Annotated in this window: 15 protein-coding genes; all 15 read left to right on the forward strand. The window is 55.6% G+C overall.

The window, feature by feature from the left end; all coding sequences use genetic code 11:
• The first annotated feature begins 5 nt into the window (after window positions 1-5).
• The 15 genes from epsG to ACIQW9_RS00480 all read left to right on the forward strand — a co-directional run bounded on the left by epsG (window position 6) and on the right by ACIQW9_RS00480 (window position 17,779).
• A complete protein-coding gene (gene epsG / locus ACIQW9_RS00410) occupies window positions 6-905 on the forward strand; it encodes a chain length determinant protein tyrosine kinase EpsG (protein WP_402331489.1) in 900 nt (299 codons plus the stop codon).
• Window positions 906-909: 4 nt separating this feature from the next.
• The gene (locus tag ACIQW9_RS00415; RefSeq protein WP_402331492.1) at window positions 910-1,941 is read left to right on the forward strand and encodes a polysaccharide pyruvyl transferase family protein; all 1,032 of its coding nucleotides are present in this window, start codon (window positions 910-912) and stop codon (window positions 1,939-1,941) included.
• 11 nt (window positions 1,942-1,952) lie between these two features.
• Window positions 1,953-3,029, forward strand: coding sequence for a glycosyltransferase family A protein (locus ACIQW9_RS00420; RefSeq protein WP_402331495.1), 1,077 nt, complete (start codon window positions 1,953-1,955; stop codon window positions 3,027-3,029).
• 16 nt (window positions 3,030-3,045) lie between these two features.
• Window positions 3,046-4,515 (forward strand): O-antigen ligase family protein, encoded by a 1,470-nt coding sequence (locus ACIQW9_RS00425; RefSeq protein ID WP_402331498.1) that lies wholly within the window; start codon window positions 3,046-3,048, stop codon window positions 4,513-4,515.
• Window positions 4,512-5,498 (forward strand): acyltransferase family protein, encoded by a 987-nt coding sequence (locus ACIQW9_RS00430; protein ID WP_402331501.1) that lies wholly within the window; start codon window positions 4,512-4,514, stop codon window positions 5,496-5,498. The genes ACIQW9_RS00425 and ACIQW9_RS00430 overlap by 4 nt, the downstream gene beginning before the upstream one ends.
• An 11-nt stretch (window positions 5,499-5,509) precedes the next feature.
• Window positions 5,510-6,940, forward strand: coding sequence for an Atrophin-1 multi-domain protein (locus ACIQW9_RS00435; RefSeq protein ID WP_402331503.1), 1,431 nt, complete (start codon window positions 5,510-5,512; stop codon window positions 6,938-6,940).
• A gap of 8 nt (window positions 6,941-6,948) precedes the next feature.
• The gene (locus ACIQW9_RS00440; RefSeq protein WP_402331506.1) at window positions 6,949-7,515 is read left to right on the forward strand and encodes a serine O-acetyltransferase; all 567 of its coding nucleotides are present in this window, start codon (window positions 6,949-6,951) and stop codon (window positions 7,513-7,515) included.
• Between the two features lie 32 nt (window positions 7,516-7,547).
• Window positions 7,548-8,795 carry a glycosyltransferase family 4 protein gene (locus ACIQW9_RS00445; RefSeq protein ID WP_402331509.1) on the forward strand — a complete coding sequence of 416 codons (1,248 nt, stop codon included), beginning with the start codon at window positions 7,548-7,550 and terminating at the stop codon, window positions 8,793-8,795.
• Window positions 8,789-9,976: a glycosyltransferase family 2 protein gene (locus tag ACIQW9_RS00450; RefSeq protein ID WP_402331512.1), complete on the forward strand. Its 1,188-nt coding sequence runs from the start codon at window positions 8,789-8,791 to the stop codon at window positions 9,974-9,976. The genes ACIQW9_RS00445 and ACIQW9_RS00450 overlap by 7 nt, the downstream gene beginning before the upstream one ends.
• The gene (locus ACIQW9_RS00455; protein ID WP_402331515.1) at window positions 9,966-11,189 is read left to right on the forward strand and encodes a WecB/TagA/CpsF family glycosyltransferase; all 1,224 of its coding nucleotides are present in this window, start codon (window positions 9,966-9,968) and stop codon (window positions 11,187-11,189) included. The genes ACIQW9_RS00450 and ACIQW9_RS00455 overlap by 11 nt, the downstream gene beginning before the upstream one ends.
• A 236-nt stretch (window positions 11,190-11,425) precedes the next feature.
• Window positions 11,426-12,445: a UDP-glucose 4-epimerase GalE gene (gene galE / locus ACIQW9_RS00460; RefSeq protein WP_402337792.1), complete on the forward strand. Its 1,020-nt coding sequence runs from the start codon at window positions 11,426-11,428 to the stop codon at window positions 12,443-12,445.
• A gap of 81 nt (window positions 12,446-12,526) precedes the next feature.
• The gene (locus ACIQW9_RS00465; RefSeq protein WP_402331518.1) at window positions 12,527-13,711 is read left to right on the forward strand and encodes a sugar phosphate nucleotidyltransferase; all 1,185 of its coding nucleotides are present in this window, start codon (window positions 12,527-12,529) and stop codon (window positions 13,709-13,711) included.
• The gene (locus tag ACIQW9_RS00470) at window positions 13,708-15,126 is read left to right on the forward strand and encodes a mannose-1-phosphate guanylyltransferase/mannose-6-phosphate isomerase (protein ID WP_402331521.1); all 1,419 of its coding nucleotides are present in this window, start codon (window positions 13,708-13,710) and stop codon (window positions 15,124-15,126) included. The genes ACIQW9_RS00465 and ACIQW9_RS00470 overlap by 4 nt, the downstream gene beginning before the upstream one ends.
• Window positions 15,123-16,337, forward strand: a complete 1,215-nt coding sequence (locus ACIQW9_RS00475) for a hypothetical protein (protein ID WP_402331523.1) — start codon at window positions 15,123-15,125, stop codon at window positions 16,335-16,337. Before ACIQW9_RS00470 ends, ACIQW9_RS00475 begins: the two co-directional genes overlap by 4 nt.
• Entirely contained in the window at window positions 16,334-17,779 is a 1,446-nt protein-coding gene (locus ACIQW9_RS00480; protein ID WP_402331526.1) for a lipopolysaccharide biosynthesis protein, read from the forward strand. Before ACIQW9_RS00475 ends, ACIQW9_RS00480 begins: the two co-directional genes overlap by 4 nt.
• Window position 17,780: the final 1 nt, after the last annotated feature.

The following is a 17,780-nucleotide window of genomic DNA, read 5'->3' on the forward strand; positions in this document are numbered from 1 at the left end:
ACATTATGTTCAGAACATCGAATCAATTGCAGGATGCGACCAGGTTGCAGCATCAGCAGACCGCGCGTCTTACGAGCAGTCAGATGGGCAGCATTCTGGTCGATAACGGCCGTCTGACTGCCGATGAAATGCAGAGAATTTTGCAGGAACAGTCCATTGGTCGCCAGCGCTTTGGCGATGCAGGGATTGCCCTGGGTTTGCTGACGCCGGCCGATATCGACTTTGCCTTGTCGAACCAGTTTTCCTATCCCTATCTGATACGCGGTCAAAGCAATGTCAGTGAAGATGTGATTGCTGCCTACGATCCGTTCAGCAAGCAGGTCGAGGCCTTGCGCGCCTTGCGCAGCCAGCTGGTCATGCGCTGGTTTGACGCCGGCGAAAAACGTTCGACGATGGCCATCACCAGTGCCGAACGCGGTGACGGTCGCAGCTTTATTGCAGCCAATCTTGCGGTGCTGTTTTCGCAGCTGGGCCAGCGCACCTTGCTGATCGATGCAGACATGCGCAACCCGAGCCAGCATCAATTGTTCGGTATTGAAAACCGCAGCGGCCTTTCTTCCATCCTGTCCGGTCGCAGCGGCGTAGCCGACGTGCACCGGATTGCATCGCTGGTTGATCTCTCCATTTTGCCCAGCGGCGCCACGCCGCCAAATCCTCAGGAATTGCTGGGACGTGCGGCGTTTCCGCACATGCTGCGCGAGTTCAGCACTGAATTCGACGTGATCCTGATCGATACGCCGCCCGATCATGATTATGCCGACAGCCAGACTGCCGCTGCACGGGCCGGCTCTGCGCTGGTGGTGGCGCGCAAGGATATCAGCCATGCCGGCGCGATCAGCAATCTGGTTGATTCGATGAAGCATGCCGGTGTGATGGTGGTGGGAGCTGTCCTGAATGAATACTAGTTTCATGAGCATTGCCTCGCAGGCAGCGAAATCGCATCACGCTGAAAGCACGCACGAAAAACTGAGTGCAGAACTGATGGCCCGACACGATGTGCTGCGCGATCTGATCGGTTGCGCACCTTTCCATTACGTCGATATTCCTGTGCACGGAAATATCGGCGACTTGCTGATCATGCACGGCACGCTGGCATTTTTTCGCAAGCAGGGACTGAAGCCGAAATTGATTGCCCCTTACTTTGCCTACGATGCGTGCTGGATTGCACCGGAAGATGTGATCGTATTCCACGGCGGCGGCAACTTCGGCGATCTGTATCCGTATTTCCAGGAATTGAGAGAGCGGATCGTGCAGAGTCACCCGGAGAACCGCATCATCGTCTTGCCGCAGTCGCTGCATTTTTCCACGCCGGAAAAGATGGCGCAGTCGGCAAAAATATTTCGCTCGCATGCCGATATGCATCTCTGTGTGCGCGACAAGGTTTCGTTCGCGATGGCGCAGGAATTCACCGACCACGTTTATTTATTGCCGGATATGGCGCATCAGTTGCATCCGATGGATGTCCATGGGCTGCCGTCAGGCGAAGGCAGTTTGCGCATCAGTCGAGTCGATGACGAAAGCAGCGATCACAGCCGTATGCTGTCTACGGTGTCTAGCACGGTCACGGACTGGCCGCAGTTTGTCGGTGCGCGCGAAGCGCAGATCAATTTGTTCCGGCGTGCCATAGGTGCTTTCTTTCGCCGCGGCCTGGGCCGGCAGGCCAATCGTCTTCTGGTGCCTTTATGGATAGCCTATTCGGGACGCCTGATTGCGGATGCCGCGCGGCTTTTTGCGCAGCATGAGCTGATCGTTACTGACCGCCTGCACGGTCATATTCTGGCCTGCCTGCTGCGCAGGAAAAACATCGTGCTGGACAACAGCTACGGAAAAAATTCGCGTTACGTCGAAGCATGGACAGGCGGCAGCGAATTGGTCATGTTGCAGAAATCAAAATCGGCATCGTCTACGACACGGACCGGCCAGATGCCGGCCGCAATATAAGGAACATTATTTTGGCAACCATCGATGTATTACTGCCGGTAAAAAACGGCATCGATTTTCTTGCGGCTTCGCTCGATAGCATCTGTGCGCAAACCTTCAGGGATTGGCGTTTGCTGGTGCTGGATCACGGCTCTACCGACGGTAGCTTGGAACTGGCAGAGGATTATCACCGTCGTGATGCACGTATACAGGTGCACAGTTTTCCCGAGGCGGAAGGTCTGGCCGGTTTGCTCAATCGCGGTCTGGAGATCAGCGATTGCAAATATGTGATGCGGCATGATGCCGACGATGTGTGTTTCGTCGATCGCATGGAAATTGTATTGGCTGCCTTCAAGCGCCAGCCGGACTGCATCGCCATTAGCGGGCAATCGGAAGTGATTGATGGCAGCGGCGCCGTGAGCGGCAATATCAAAATGCCTATCGGCCGACAGCGTGTGGCGGCTGCGAGTTTTTTCCGCAATCCGATCACGCATCCGGCAGCCATGATGGATTTTCCCGCGATACAAAAGCTGGGCGTGCGTTACGGCGCCGATTTTCTGAATGTCATGCCGGCCGGGAAACGCCTGACCGTCAATGCACTGGCCGAAGATTACTTCCTGTTCGGCCAGCTGGCGATACTCGGGAAATGCACCAATGTACCGTCGCAGCTGATTCAGTATCGTTGGCACGGCAGCAACGTCAGCGCGACCCGCTTCCGCGAACAGGTGGAGGTGTCGCTGGATATTTCGCGTTATTTGGCGCGCTCGTTCAGCATCATGCACGGCTTGCCGTACTTCGATCCTGCGCCGTTCTGCAATCACGGCGGCATCCTGTTCGATGTGGCCGGGCAAACGGATTTTTCCGATGACTTCGAGCGCATGGCGTATACCTTGCGGCGCGGCCTCGGCGATTCGGAGGAGCTGGAGCGCGAACTGGCGTTCAGAAAAATGGCGAGCACCCGTCAGGAAGCGCGCCTGTTGTGGCGTTACTTCCGCTTCCAGTCGCGCAATGCACCGGAAACCGGTGAGTGGAATGCGATACGTTCGTGGCTGATCCGGCATTTTCCCGGCAAGGATCAAATGAGCGTGGCGCAAGAGCTGGCCGCATGACGGGATGCATGCTGCGATGAATATGCCAACCGAATCAGCCATGCAATCCGGCAGCGCCAAAGTGCATACGCGCTGGCTGCCTGCTGCCGGCGATGCGCATACGCTGTACGTCGCGCTATTTGTCGTTGTTGCACTGGCGCTGGCGATCGGCGTCATCGTGCCGTTTTATGCCGAGCTCATGGATTACAAGCCGGCGCGCTTGCTGGCCTTGCCGGCCGTGCTGGTGTTCGGCCTGCTGCTACTGTTCAACCGTCTGCTGCTATTGGCGCTGATTATTGTGTTCCGCTCGGCCGGCGACGTGATTCTCGACTCCACGCGTTTTTCGATAGGCGGCTATGAAACCGGCATAGGCGGCCTCATCAATCTGTGCGTGATCATGCTGGCGTGCATGCTGGTCTTTGAAAAGCCGTCCCGCCTGCCGAAAAAAATGACGATGGCATGGCTGCCTTTCCTGCTGGTGGCATTGTTCGGCTTGGTGATTTCGCCTGAAAAGGGCGATGCCATCCGCAGCTATCTGACCCTGTTGTCCTACTTTGCGATGTTTATCATCGCCTTCTATTTCGTGCGCTCGGCGCAGGATTTCCGGCGTTGCGTGAAACTGGTTTTATGGTCGTCCGTCTTGCCGGCTGCGTATGCGCTGGTGGATATCGCCCTGCACGGTGCAGCGGGCGGTGCAGAAGGTTTTCGTCTGCAATCGACATTTACCCATCCGAATATTTTTGCCTTCTACCTGACGCTGATCATTCCGCTGACCTTGTATGTGCTCAAGGACAAGACGACGGTCCTGGGTAGCGGCAGCCGCATTGTACTGACGCTGTATCTGTTCTATCTGCTGGCGCTGCTGGTGCTGACGCAAACCAGAAGTGCGTGGCTGGCCTGCATGATCGTTTTCTTCGCGTATGCCTTGCTGTTCGAGCGCCGCTACCTGCTATACCTGATGCTGCTGCCGGTGGTGGCGCTATTGGTGCCGGAAATACGCGAGCGCCTGCTCGATCTGGGCAGCGGCACGACAGCGGTCGCTTATGCGAAGCTGAATTCATTTGCGTGGCGGCTTTCGATATGGGAAAGCGGCTTGCAGTGGATGCGGCCCAGCCATTATCTGTTCGGCTACGGCCTTGAGGCCTTCCGCCATTATTCGCAAACGTTTTTTCCTGCGGCCAATCACATGAACTGGGGTGCGCACAATGTGTACGTGCAATGGTTCTTCGATGCCGGCATGGTCGGCTTGCTGGCCTATCTCTGGTTGTATGCGAGGGTAGCGCTGATGCTCAAATCGCTGACGCGTATCGACAGGCTGGCAGCCTTTGTCACGCTGGCTCTGGTGTTCAGCTATCTGCTCGTATCGTCGTCCGACAATATATTCGGCTACCTGGTTTTCAACTGGTACTTCTGGTTCAGTGTCGGCATAGGCTGTGCGCTGGCAACGAGTGTCACCTTGCCCGATAACAAGGCCGGCCGGCAAGCGCGTCCGTTGGAGCAGCCATGACATCAACCCCGCATCTGAAAGTGCTGGATGGCTGGCGCGGCATCAGCATCCTGTGCGTGCTGGCGGCGCATCTGCTGCCGGTCGGGCCGAAATCCCTGCAACTCAATGCGATGTTCGGCCTGTTGGGGATGGCATTGTTTTTCACGCTGTCCGGATTCCTGATCACTTCCTTCCTGCTGAAGAATCCATCCACGCTCGATTTTCTGGTGCGTCGTTTCTTTCGCATCATTCCATTGGCGTGGTTGTATCTGGCGATTGCATTGGGTATGGCCGGTGCATCGTCGGATATCTGGCTGGCGCATTATTTTTTCTATGCAAACCTGCCGCCCACGCATCTGGTAAGCCTGACCGAGCATATCTGGAGCCTGTGCATGGAGATGCAGTTCTATATCGGCATCGCCCTGATGTTTTCCGTGTTCGGCGTGCGCAGCCTGCTGGCAATTCCATTGATCGGCTTGCTGTTCACCTTGCTGCGCGTGACGGACGGCGTGTATGCATCCAGTGTCAGTTATTACCGCATGGATGAAATTCTGGCCGGTTGCACGCTCGCCCTGATTATTCATCATCGCCTAGGATCGCGTTTGCTGGCATGGCTGCAACGGATACCGCAATGGCCACTCTTGCTGCTGCTGCTGATTTCCTGTCACGAGCAGGGCGCAGCGCTGAATTATCTGCGGCCGTATCTGGCGGCTTTACTGATCGGCACCACCATCCTGAATCCGGGTCGTGCAATGGCGTCGCTGCTGGACAATCGCGTGCTGGTTTATCTGGCAACAATTTCGTATGCGCTGTACGTCATCCATCCGATGCTGGCCGTCGGTACCTGGCTGGGCAGCGGCGACGTGATCATCAAATACCTGAAGCGCCCACTATTGTTTGTCGTCCTCTTTGCGCTCGCGCATGTCTCCACTTTCTATTACGAAAGCTGGTGGACGGGAAGCGGCAAGACCCTGATAAAAAAATTGAAACTCAATACAGCCTGAAGCCAAACTCCATGAAAAAAACATTTGTATGCAGTCAATCTCATTTGAAGTCCGTCTTTTTCGCTTCCGCAGCAGTGCTGGCCGGTTTGCTGTTTGCCGTTCCTGTGCATGCAGCCGACACTGCGCAGTGGGGAACGTATGGCAAACCGTTTGCTGCCACTTCACCCTGGAACAGTCGCCCGGTGGCGCCTGTCTTCGACGATTTCGTCATTCCCGCTTCGACCTATAAACCTGGCGTGGCTGGCGGTGAATGGTCGACCGGCGTTTTTCTCGCTCATGCCGGCGATGCGCCGGTGACCGTCACCGGTTTGCCGAAAACCCAGGGTTTGTGGGATCCGGATGCAGAAGCCTTTCATGATGTGACCGTACCGCGCTGGCCGGCTGACGTAGTGGCGGCCAGCGCCAGCGATGGTCATGCCGATATCGTCGATCCTGTGACCGGCATCGTCCACTCGTTCTGGCAACTCAAAAAAGTAAACGGGAAATGGGTCGCTGCGCAATATGCATGGACGCGTATAGACGGCCGCGGCTGGGGTGATCCGGCGCAGTATTTCCAGGGTTCGCGGGCAGCGGGAGTGCCGACGGCGGCCGGCCTGATACGCAAACATGAAATCAATGATGGCGACACGATGTATCGCCATGCGCTGGCGATGTCGCTGACCTATAACGCCTTGTCGCCGAATCCGACTTACATCTTTCCCGCTACCTCAGCGGATACCGATGCTGCCAAGACCAATACGGGCAAGATTCCCGAAGGCGCATTGATGATGTTGCCGGCATCTTACGACACGCAAAAAATCATTAATCCGGATTTGCGCAAAGTGGCAGAGACCTTGAAAACCTACGGTGCCTATGTAGTCGATCGCAACTTCGGTACGCCATTCTTCATCTATGTGGAAAACGGTGCAGGTTTTGATTTGCACAAGGGCGGCTGGAACAAGACGGTGGCCGACGATCTGGAACGCATGCGTGTTGCGATGCGCCAGGTTACTGCGGTTCAGGGCTGGCTGGATGGCAACGGCAAGCCTGTAGTGCCGCAGAAAAAAATGAATCTCCTTTCCATGCGCGGTCCGTGGCAATTGCAGACAGGCGGCACTGCCGGGACGTTCGATACATGGCAGCAGGCGGTGGTTTTCCCGGCCACCGGCACGCGCATCGCGCAAGGCAATTATTCTTCGCGCGGCTTGCATTCCCTGGCGTGGGCAGCAGTGGAAGTCGGCAAGACATACAGGCTGACTGCGAAGACGACGGGCGATGCAAAACTGCGCCTGCAGGTACGTGAACCGTCCGGCACATCCGTGCATTTCGATAGCGGTGAGCTGGGCAACGGCGAGAGTAAAAGTTTTAGCTGGCCTTCAAAGACGGCGATTGTGTATGTATATGCAATCAGCGGCGTGGGCGGGCCATCGACGGTACGCGGCGAGTTACTGCAACAGGATTGAGCTATCAGATGAACCGATCTTCACAAGATAGCGATTGGCAAGCTGATGTGCAGCGATATGCCTTGCGCCGTCCATTTTTAAAAGAGCAGTCGATCTGGGCGGTGTGGGCCTATCGCTTTGGCCGTCGTGTCGATCGCATGTCGGCCGGCCTGGAAAAGAAGGTGCTTACCTCTTTTTACTGGTTGTGGTTTCGCCTGATTGAAACGGCAGTCGGCATCAGCCTGCCGAAGGCTGCGCTGATCGGCCCCGGCTTGAGGATATGGCATTTCGGCGGGATTTTTTTGCATCCCGGGGTACGCATGGGAGCGAACTGCACATTACGGCAAGGCGTCACGATAGGCAATCGCGTCGCAGACGGTCCGGTGCCGGTCATTGGTGATGACGTTGATTTCGGTGCATATGCGCAGGTGTTGGGTGGTGTGCGTATCGGCAACGGTTGCCATATCGGTGCGATGTCGGTGGTCTTGTGCGATGTGCCGGATGGCGCAACCGCAGTGGGCGTACCGGCCAGAGTAATTCCGAAGTCCGCTGTCGTGCAGCAGGCGCAAGTTACAGCGGAAAACGAAGCAGCATAAAGAAATAATAAAGAATGGTGAGAGGAATTGGTTTGAGCGAACTACGTATAGCCTACCTGATCAATCAGTACCCGAAGGTCAGCCATAGTTTCATCCGCCGGGAAATCCTGGCGCTGGAACGGCAGGGTCTTGTGATCAATCGATTTGCCCTGCGCGGCTGGGAAGGCGATCTGGTGGATGCCGAGGATTTCGTCGAGCGTGAACGCACGCGCTACATCCTGCAGCGTGGCGTATTGGGGCTGCTGCTTTCTGTGCTTCAGATCAAGCTAACCTCGCCCATCAGATACATCAAGGCTTTGGCTTTGGCCTTTCGCATGAGCCGGCGCGCTGATCGTCCCTTGCCGTATCACCTGATCTATCTGGCTGAAGCATGCCGTCTTGCGCTTTGGTTGAAGCGTGATGGCGTGACGCATCTGCACGTTCATTTCGGCACCAACTCGGCCGAAGTCGCGATGCTGGCAAGTGAATTGAGCGGCATACCATACAGCCTGATGATTCATGGCTCGGAAGAATTCGACAAGCCGGAATTCATCGGCCTGCCTGAAAAATTGCGACGCGCGACCTTTGTTGCGGCTATCACTTCCTTTTGCCGCAGTCAGTTGTATCGCAGCCTGCCGTATGCGCAATGGGACAAGGTACATGTCGTGCATTGCGGGCTGGAGCCGGCTTTTTACAACAATGTCTACATGAGCTTGCCTGCGCGCCCGCGTTTCATTTGCGTCGGTCGGCTGTGCGAACAAAAAGGCCAGCTGATCCTGATTGAGGCAGCGGCCATGCTTGCAAGAAAAGGCATCGCGTTTGAACTGGTGCTGGCAGGCGATGGCGAAATGCGCAAGGAAATCGAAGCATTGATTGCCAAATGCAATCTGGAATCACACGTGCGCATTACCGGCTGGATCAGCAGCGATCAGGTCAAGCAGGAAATACTGGATGCACGCGCGATGGTGATGGCGAGTTTCGCCGAAGGCTTGCCGGTCGTGATCATGGAAGCGATGTCGCTGCAGCGGCCGATTCTGAGTACATGGATTACAGGCGTGCCGGAGCTGGTGATAGACGGCGAAAACGGTTGGCTGTATCCGCCGGGTTCGGTGGAAGAGTTATCGCTGGCGATGGAGCGCTGTCTGACAAGTTCGATCGAAGACTTATCGCGGATGGGGCGGCTGGCGCGTGCCCGTGTGCTGGAACGCCACGATATCGATCATGAGGCGGACAAGCTGCATGCGCTGTTTCAGCAGGCCGATGACGATAAAAACCGACTGACAGGAGTGGTGAAATGGTGAGCTTGTTGCATATCGCATTGATCATCGTGCTGGCATTGGCGGCACTACCGGTTGCCGTGTTGCTGACTCAGACTCTGGCGGCATTGAAACAGACGCGTGTGATGTCTATTACTACTCATTGGCGACCCAGCGTTGCGGTGTTAGTGCCGGCACATAATGAAGCGCAAGGTATTGCCGCCACGATTGCTTCGATACGCGAACAACTGCGTGACGGCGATCGCATCCTTGTCGTTGCAGATAACTGTTCGGACGATACGGTCGCCGTGGCGCTTGCGGCCGGTGCACCTGTGCTGGAGCGCAGCAATCTGGAGCAGCGCGGCAAGGGCTATGCATTGGATTATGGCATGCAGCAGCTTGCACACAGTCCACCGGAAGTCGTGATCATGATCGATGCCGATTGCCGCTTGCTTGAAGGGACTGTAGACAGACTCGCCTGTCTGGCGATGACCGCGCAAAGACCGGTACAGGCGCTGGATCTGATGCAAGCCAAGAAAAATTCCGGTCTGAAAATGCGGATCGCCGAGTTCGCATGGATAGTCAAAAACCATGTGCGACCATTAGGTTTTCTCAGATTGGGTTTGCCTTGCCAGTTAATGGGAACCGGTATGGCGTTCCCCTGGAGCCTGATACACCAGGCCAGCCTGGCGAATGGCAATCTGGCGGAAGACATGCAACTGGGGATAGAGATGGCGCGCAAGAATGCGGCCCCTATTTTTTGCCCTGAGGCTTGCGTGATCAGTTATTTCCCGGTCGGTGAAGAAGCGGTGCGCATGCAAAGAACGCGTTGGGAACACGGGCACATGAGCATGATTTTGCACGACGGTTTGCCTTTGTTGATTCAAGGCCTGCGGCGGGGCGATCGCATGTTGATCGCGCTGGCACTGGATATGTGCGTGCCACCTGTAGCCTTGTTGACGCTGCTTACCTTCGCGCTATTCATTGTTGCTGCCGCTGCGTATTTCATGTTCGCCTGGATCGCGCCACTGATACTGGCTGCTTGCAGTCTGTCGGGATTGATGCTGGCGGTCTTGCTCGCATGGCGGCGCTTCGGTCGGCATGTGCTCAGTCTTAAGGATCTGTTTTCCACAGTGACATATGTGTTCTGGAAGCTGCCTTTGTATCTGAAGTTCTTTGTCAGCCGCCAGGTCGAATGGGTGAGGGCCAAACGCGATGCAGACTAATCGCCTGCGACGGCAAGCTGAAGCCGAGCTTGATACAGACATCGAGAATGTTGCAATCAGCACCAGCAGCAAGATCAGCACCGATTTTCAGCGTCCTGTTTACTGCATCCTCGGTCTTCCCTTCGATGCGATTTCGATGGAGCAGGCGACGGTAAAAATTACCGATGCAGCACGCAGCCACCAGCGCTGCTTCTTTTCCACACCGAATCTGAACTTTGCGGTTGCCAGCCTGGATGGCGGCGCGTTTCGCGATTCTGTCATACGCAGTGATTTGTCGGTGGCCGATGGCATGCCGCTGGTCTGGATTGCCAAATTGCTGGGATTGCCGATCAGCGAGCGGGTTGCCGGCTCGACCTTGTTCGAGGCTTTGCGTCATCGACCGGGAAAAGTATTGCTGGTGTATTTCTTCGGCGGGCCGGATGGTGTCGCCGAGATTGCGGCGAATAAATTGAATGCGACTGCATCCGGTTTAGTCTGTGTTGGATGCAAGTCGCCGGGTTTTGCCAGTGTAGAAGAGATGAGTAGCGACGCTGTCATTGACGATATCAATGGCAGCAAGGCGGATTTTCTGGTGGTGGCGCTGGGCGCAAAAAAAGGTCAGGCATGGATAGAACATAATCTGCCGCGACTTCAGGTACCAGTCGTCAGTCATTTGGGCGCAGTCGTGAATTTTGTCGCAGGCACCGTCAAGCGCGCACCGGCATGGGTAGGCCGGCTGGGTGGTGAATGGCTATGGCGAATCAAGGAAGAGCCGGCATTGTGGAAGCGCTACTTCAATGATGGAATAAATTTTCTCAAGCTGATGACGCTGCATGTGATTCCGTGCGCAGTGGCCATGCGTTTACACAAGCGTGACGGCAATGCAGTCAAAACTGCGCGCGTATCTCTGGCAGTGGAGGGAAACAATTGCACCATCACAGCCAGTGGCGCATGGGAAGATGGCAATCTGGAAGCTCTGCGCGAGGTATTTGCCAGCGCGACTGCAAGACCATTTCATATCCGGCTCGACTTCACTGACGTGACATACATCGACAGTGCCTGCATGGCGCTGCTGATGCTGCTGTTCGGACATCAATCGAAAATCGGCTGCGAATTTTCCCTATGCAATGTGCAGCCTGCAGTGCAACGTTTATTGCATTTATTCTGTGCCGATTATCTGATCACGAGTGGTCGTTTCGAACCGAACAAGTCTGTAAAAATGGCCGTGCGTTGAGTAGGAACACAGGATCAAGGCTGCTCATTTCTCTCTTCGATTGCATGAAACATTTCCGAATAAAAATGTTTCCTCGTCCTGAAAAACTTTCAAAAAAAAATCATTCGTGCATCTATCCGTGCATATTTTACAAGGACACTTTTTGTTACGAATTTCTCTTGTCTAAAAGTGAACTTCGCAGCCGCTGATGTCTCTTTGTAAAGGTACGCTCGTGGAGCTTCCTGGATAAATTGATGATGAAAATATTGGTAACGGGAGGAGCCGGTTATATAGGCTCACATACATGCGTAGAACTGATCAATGCCGGTTATCAAGTCGTGGTGGTCGATAATCTGTGCAACAGCAAGGCATCGGTACTGGAACGTGTCGCTGGCATCACTGGCGCGACCATTCCATTCATTCAAGCCGATCTGCGTGATCGCAATGCAATCGAAAAAATATTCGCGCAATACAATTTTGATGCCGTCATGCATTTTGCCGGACTGAAGGCAGTCGGAGAATCGGTGACGGAGCCGCTGCGCTACTACGACAACAATGTCGAAGGCAGTCTGGTGCTGTTGCAGGTGATGGCGAAGCACGATGTGACGAGCCTGGTCTTCAGTTCATCGGCGACCGTGTACGGCGATCCGGCAACGGTGCCGATACTGGAGAATTTTCCGCTGGCGGCAACCAATCCCTATGGCCGCAGCAAATTGATGATAGAGGAAATGCTGCGTGATCTGGCGCATTCCGATCCGGCATGGTGCATTGCCTTGCTGCGTTACTTCAATCCGGCCGGCGCACATGAGAGCGGCTTGATCGGTGAAGACCCGAACGATATTCCCAATAATCTTTTCCCTTACGTGGCGCAGGTTGCATCCGGTCGCCGCGATTTACTGTCGGTATACGGCGACGATTATCCGACTGACGACGGCACCGGTGTGCGCGATTACATCCATGTGGTGGATCTCGCGATAGGACACGTCAAGACGCTGGAAAAACTGCTGGCCAGTGTAGCCGGAGTGCAGGCTTACAACCTCGGCACCGGTTGCGGCAGCAGCGTACTGCAAATGATTCAGGCCTTTGAGCGGGCGAGCGGGCGACGCGTTCCCTATCGCGTAGTGGCGCGACGCCCTGGCGATATTGCCGTGTGTTACGCCGATGCGTCTCTGGCGCAACGTGAACTAGGCTGGCGCGCCGAGCGCAGCATAGAACAGATGTGCGTCGATACCTGGCGCTGGCAAAGCATGTCGGAAGAACGCTTTGCCTATGCCTGAACAAGCCGGTTCCGGCTTTTCGTTTTACTTCTATCCATTTTATTTCTGCATTTTCAGTCAATCACATTACACAGGGAAAACATGAAAGCAATGATCCTTGCGGCAGGCAAAGGAACGCGTGTCCAGCCTCTTACCTATGAATTACCGAAGCCGATGATTCCGATACTTGGCAAGCCGGTGATGGAATATCTGGTCGAGCATCTGGTCAAGTACGGCATCACGGAAATCATGGTGAACGTCAGCTATCTGCACCAGAAAATAGAAGACTACTTTGGCGAAGGGCAGCGTTTCGGCGCACAGATCGGTTATTCCTTCGAAGGTTATATGACCGACGACGGCGAAGTCATGCCCAAGCCTATCGGCTCTGCCGGCGGTTTGAAAAAAATTCAGGAATTCGGCGGCTTCTTTGATGAAACCACGCTGGTGATTTGCGGCGATGCCCTGATCGATCTGGATATCAAATCGGCGCTGTTTGAACACCGGCAAAAAGGTGCGCTGGTCAGCATCATCACGAAAGAAGTCGCGCCTGAAAAAACCGTTGATTACGGTATGGTGGTCACCGATGAAGAAGGCCGTGTCCTGTCATTCCAGGAAAAACCCAAACCGGAAGAGGCCTTATCCAATCTGGCCAGCACCGGCATTTACATCTTTGAGCCGGAAGTGCTGGAGTTGATTCCATCCGGCGAGGAATTCGATATCGGTTCGCAGCTGTTTCCTTTGCTGGTGGAAAAGGGTGTGCCCTTCTTTGCGCAAAAGCGTTTTTTCAACTGGATAGATATCGGCAACGTCAAGGATTACTGGGCGGTGTCGCAAAGCGTGATGCTGGGCGAGATGGCGCACATGACGATGCCGGGTACGCAAATTGCGGAAGGTTTGTGGGTCGGCCTCAACACCAGTATCGACTGGGAAGGCACGACGATAGAAGGGCCGGTCTATCTCGGTTCCGGCAGCACGATAGAAGCCGGCAGCACCATCATAGGGCCGACCTGGATAGGTCATGGCAGCCAGATCTGCAGCGGCTCCAAAGTTGAACGCAGCATACTGTTTGCATACACACGCGTATCGCCGCATTCCAGCATGTCCGAGTTGGTGGTGTGCACCGACTACTGCGTCAGCCGTGAAGGCAAGATGCGTCATGTATCCGACTGCGTGCAGGACTCCTGGCGCGATGCGCGCGACCGTCGCGGCCAGACACGTCCAACGGCTTCGTCGGCCACGCCGGATACGCCGGATACGCCGGTACGCAAGCTAGAGGATGCCGCGTGAAAATTTATCCCGTCATTCTGTCGGGCGGTTCGGGCAGTCGCTTGTGGCCTTTATCGCGAGCAGCCTTGCCCAAGCAATTGCTGCCGCTGGTTTCCGAGCGCACGATGCTGCAGGAAACGGTATTGCGCGTTGCCGGCTGGCCCGAGATCGCACCACCGCTGATTGTGTGCGGCGACGATCACCGCTTTCTGGTGGCAGAACAGTTGCGCCAGATCGATATCCAGCCAACCGCGATCCTGCTGGAAGCGGAAGGGCGCAATACTGCGCCTGCAGTTGCCGCAGCGGCCAATTATTTATTGGCGCTTGATGCCGATGCATTGATGCTGGTGTTGCCGGCCGATCATTTGATTGTCGATGTCGATGCATTTCATGACGCGGTGCTGGTGGCCGCGCATGCTGTCGGCAAGCAGGGGTTGGCGACGTTCGGCATCCTGCCGTCGGCTGCGGAAACCGGTTACGGTTATATACGGCGCGGTGCGGCGATAGATCGCTCTGAAACATGTTTTGCGGTCGAGCGCTTTGTGGAAAAACCGGATCTGGCGACGGCACAAACCTTCGTCGAAGATGAGCATTATTCATGGAATAGCGGCATGTTCCTGTTCCGCGCCGATACCTATCTTGCCGAGCTTGAACGACTGCAGCCGCAGATGGCGGCTTGCAGCAAGGCTGCGGTACAGGATGCTTACAGCGATTTGTCCTTTTGCCGTTTGAATGAAGCGGCATATGTAGCATGTCCATCGCAGTCGATAGATTTTGCGGTGATGGAACATACGCAACAGGCGATTGTGATCCCGGTCGATATAGGCTGGAGCGATATCGGTTCCTGGTCGGCGTTGTCCGAAATGCAGGATGGCAATGCGCAAGGCAATGTGTTGCAGGGCGATGTGTACACAGACAATGTACAGAATTCGCTGATACGCGCCGAAAGTCGTTTCGTTGCCGTGATCGGGCTCGACAACGTGGTGGTGGTCGAAACCAGGGATGCCGTGCTGATCGTCAACAAGGATCAGGTACAGCGCGTCAAGAATGTGGTCGACTTCCTGAAACAGAAAAAACGCTGCGAGCATTTGAATCACACGCGCGTGTATCGACCGTGGGGATCGTATGAACCCATCGATGCGGGCGAGCGCTTTCAGGTCAAGCGCATCACTGTCGATCCGGGCGAAAAATTATCGCTGCAGATGCATCATCATCGGGCAGAACACTGGGTCGTCGTGACCGGCACTGCGCGCATCACCTGCGGCGAAACCGTCAGGCTGCTGACGGAAAACGAATCTATCTACATCCCGATCGGCATGACGCACAGGCTGGAAAATCCCGGCAAGATGCCGCTGCACCTGATCGAAGTGCAGTCGGGCGCCTACCTTGGAGAAGATGACATCGTGCGTTTCGACGATGTGTATCAACGCGCATGATGGATCAGCAGGATATCCCTTTCATAAAAGCCGCGAGCGGAAAACTGGTCGTGCAATTGCGCGAAGTACGCAGCGCCGGCCAGGTCAAGCGCATCGCAAGTTTTGGCGATCAACAGGTGTGGTGGGAGTTGACCGGGCAGGATGAGTATATGCCGGCACCCTTGCAGGTGCACGATATGGCGGCAACGGCGCTGGTGTTTGTCGCCATGCATCGCGGGCAGGATATGTATATTGACGGCCCGGTGACATTTTCGTTATTGAAGAATCTGGAAGATCTGATTGCATGCTGGGTGGCATGGCGTCCCGATCTGTACAAACACATTCATGTCAGCGCTGCGCATGAATTGGCGGATGATGCACTCCGCCTGCCGCCTATGCCGCAAGCGGTGGCGGCATTTTCCGGTGGGCTGGATGCATCCTTTACTGCGTGGCGGCATGTGACCGGCCGCGCCGGCCGTCGCAGTTATCATCTGCTGGCTGGGGTGCTGATACAGGGTTTCGATATTGCATTGAATGCGGATGCCGCATTCAATATCACGGTGGCTTCGGCCGCAGATTCCCTGCAATCGATTAACGTTCCCATGGTGACGCTGAAAACAAACTGGCGCGATGTTGCATGCGTCAACTGGGAAATGGAATTCGGTAACGGCGTCGCAACTTGCCTGCGTAACTGGCAGGGCAGCGCGCATGCCGGCCTGGTCGGTTCCGATGAAGATTACACACGACTGGTATTGCCGTGGGGCGGCAATCCGATTACGTATGCGATGTTGTCCAGCCGCGATTTTCAGGTCGTGTATGACGGCGGCGAATTTGCGCGTACTGAAAAAGCCGAACGCATCCTCGATTGGGAAACCGGTTTGCGCAATCTGCGCGTGTGCTGGGAAGGGCCGATCACGGGACGGAATTGCGGTCGCTGTGAAAAATGCCTGCGCACCAAACTCAACTTCATGGCAGTCGGTGCCGAGTTGCCGGAATCGCTGGCCGGTAAGCCCAGCGAGGCGCAAATACGTGCGCTGCGCGCAGGCAATCATGCGCAGCTGGTGTTGCTCGACGAGATCGTGCAGATTGCCGAAAAACGCAACATCAAGGCTCCGTGGCTAAACGCATTGAAGCTGACGATACGCAAGAATCGCTTTCTGAATCAATTTTCTATCTTCAGTGCAATCAGACGAACGCTGGGAAAAATAAAACGCCAACTGGTGCCGCGATGAAAAATATGCGGCGCGTGGTGCCGTGGGCGATCGTCGATAGCGTCGGCGTCGGTTTGCTCGGTTTCCTGACGCTGGCGATCATGACGCGCGTACTGACGCCTGCCGATTTCGGTAGCGTCGCGTTTGCGCAATCCATCGTCGTCCTGACGCAACTGGTGATCGGCCTCGGCATTAACGAAGCACTGATCCAGCGCCGGCCGATAGACATGCTGCATATCGATAGCGCGTTCTGGATGTCCATCCTGCTCGGCTTGGCCGGTTTCGTATTCTGTCTGCTGGTCGGCCTGTACTTCATTTACTTCATGCAGCAGCCTTTGGTCGGGACCATCCTGATCGCCGAAGGCAGTGCCTGCTTGTTCACCGGTTTGAATCTGTTGCCGTCGGCGATGCTGGATCGCAAGCTGCGTACCAAGGCAATCGCCAGACGCACGGTGGCAGGCAAGTTGAGTTACTGCTTTGTCGCCATCGGCCTGGCGCTGGCGGGCTTTGGTGTCTGGAGCATCGTGGCTGCCGGCATCGTGCAAAACATTCTGTTGACGCTGATTTTTTGGCACGGCCACAAACGCAAACCTTTGCGCCGGTTTTCATGGGCGCATGCAAGGCAGCTGATCGTGTTCGGCTTCCCGGTGATGCTGGAAGGCGCTTTGTGGGCTTTCCTGACACGCGTGTTCAGTTTACTGATCGGTGCAATGCACGGCTTGAGCATGCTGGGTTTTGTCAGCGTGGCATTCAAGGCGACCGATGCGCTGTCGAATATTGTGGGTAGCGTAGCCGGTCGCATAGGCTTGCCGCTGTTTTCGTCGATGCAGAAAGACAGGGAGCGTCTGCAGGGTTCTTTCCTGCAAGTGACCGAAGTGATGGCTTTTGTTTCGACGCCTATCTTTGTCGGCCTGGCATTGACGACCGGACAGTGGGTGCCGCTGCTGCTCGGCGATAAATGGTCGGAAGCCATTCCGATGATCGTGATTCTGTGTCTGGTGTGGGCGATCAGCTTTACTCGCGTGTTTGTCAGTCCGTATTTGCGTGCCTTGGGCTATCCGCGCGCCTTGCTGTTGCCGGCAGTGTGTGCGAGTGCCTGCACGATAGCAGCGGTGTTTCTGACGGCGAACCAATCGGCGATTTACATCATCGCAGCATGGTCATGTCGTGTCGCGGTGACGTATCCATTGGGACTTTATCTGTTGCGTAAATATGCGCACATCAGTTTCCGCCGGCAGTTGCAGCCATTGCTGACACCGTTCTTTTGCGTGTTGGTCATGGCGGCTTGTGTGGAAGCGGCGCAGATGGCGATTGCGCGTGCCGGATGGTCGAATCTTGCGGTGCTGATGCTGTCGGTGACCGTCGGGGTGATCAGTTACGCTGCTGTCGTATTGCTGATGTATCGCAAGGCCTTGCCGGATATGCTGGCGAACTGGCGCGGCACTGCATTGAAGAGCCGCTAGG

Source organism: Herminiimonas sp. NPDC097707, assembly GCF_044761395.1.
GTDB lineage: Bacteria > Pseudomonadota > Gammaproteobacteria > Burkholderiales > Burkholderiaceae_D > Oxalicibacterium.

Coding starts and splice junctions, on each gene's coding strand:
- epsG (WP_402331489.1), top strand. CDS start 6: ATGTTCAGAACATCGAATCAATTGCAGGATGCGACCAGGTTGCAGCAT.
- ACIQW9_RS00415 (WP_402331492.1), top strand. CDS start 910: ATGAGCATTGCCTCGCAGGCAGCGAAATCGCATCACGCTGAAAGCACG.
- ACIQW9_RS00425 (WP_402331498.1), top strand. CDS start 3,046: ATGAATATGCCAACCGAATCAGCCATGCAATCCGGCAGCGCCAAAGTG.
- ACIQW9_RS00430 (WP_402331501.1), top strand. CDS start 4,512: ATGACATCAACCCCGCATCTGAAAGTGCTGGATGGCTGGCGCGGCATC.
- ACIQW9_RS00435 (WP_402331503.1), top strand. CDS start 5,510: ATGAAAAAAACATTTGTATGCAGTCAATCTCATTTGAAGTCCGTCTTT.
- ACIQW9_RS00440 (WP_402331506.1), top strand. CDS start 6,949: ATGAACCGATCTTCACAAGATAGCGATTGGCAAGCTGATGTGCAGCGA.
- ACIQW9_RS00450 (WP_402331512.1), top strand. CDS start 8,789: ATGGTGAGCTTGTTGCATATCGCATTGATCATCGTGCTGGCATTGGCG.
- ACIQW9_RS00455 (WP_402331515.1), top strand. CDS start 9,966: ATGCAGACTAATCGCCTGCGACGGCAAGCTGAAGCCGAGCTTGATACA.
- galE (WP_402337792.1), top strand. CDS start 11,426: ATGAAAATATTGGTAACGGGAGGAGCCGGTTATATAGGCTCACATACA.
- ACIQW9_RS00465 (WP_402331518.1), top strand. CDS start 12,527: ATGAAAGCAATGATCCTTGCGGCAGGCAAAGGAACGCGTGTCCAGCCT.
- ACIQW9_RS00475 (WP_402331523.1), top strand. CDS start 15,123: ATGATGGATCAGCAGGATATCCCTTTCATAAAAGCCGCGAGCGGAAAA.
- ACIQW9_RS00480 (WP_402331526.1), top strand. CDS start 16,334: ATGAAAAATATGCGGCGCGTGGTGCCGTGGGCGATCGTCGATAGCGTC.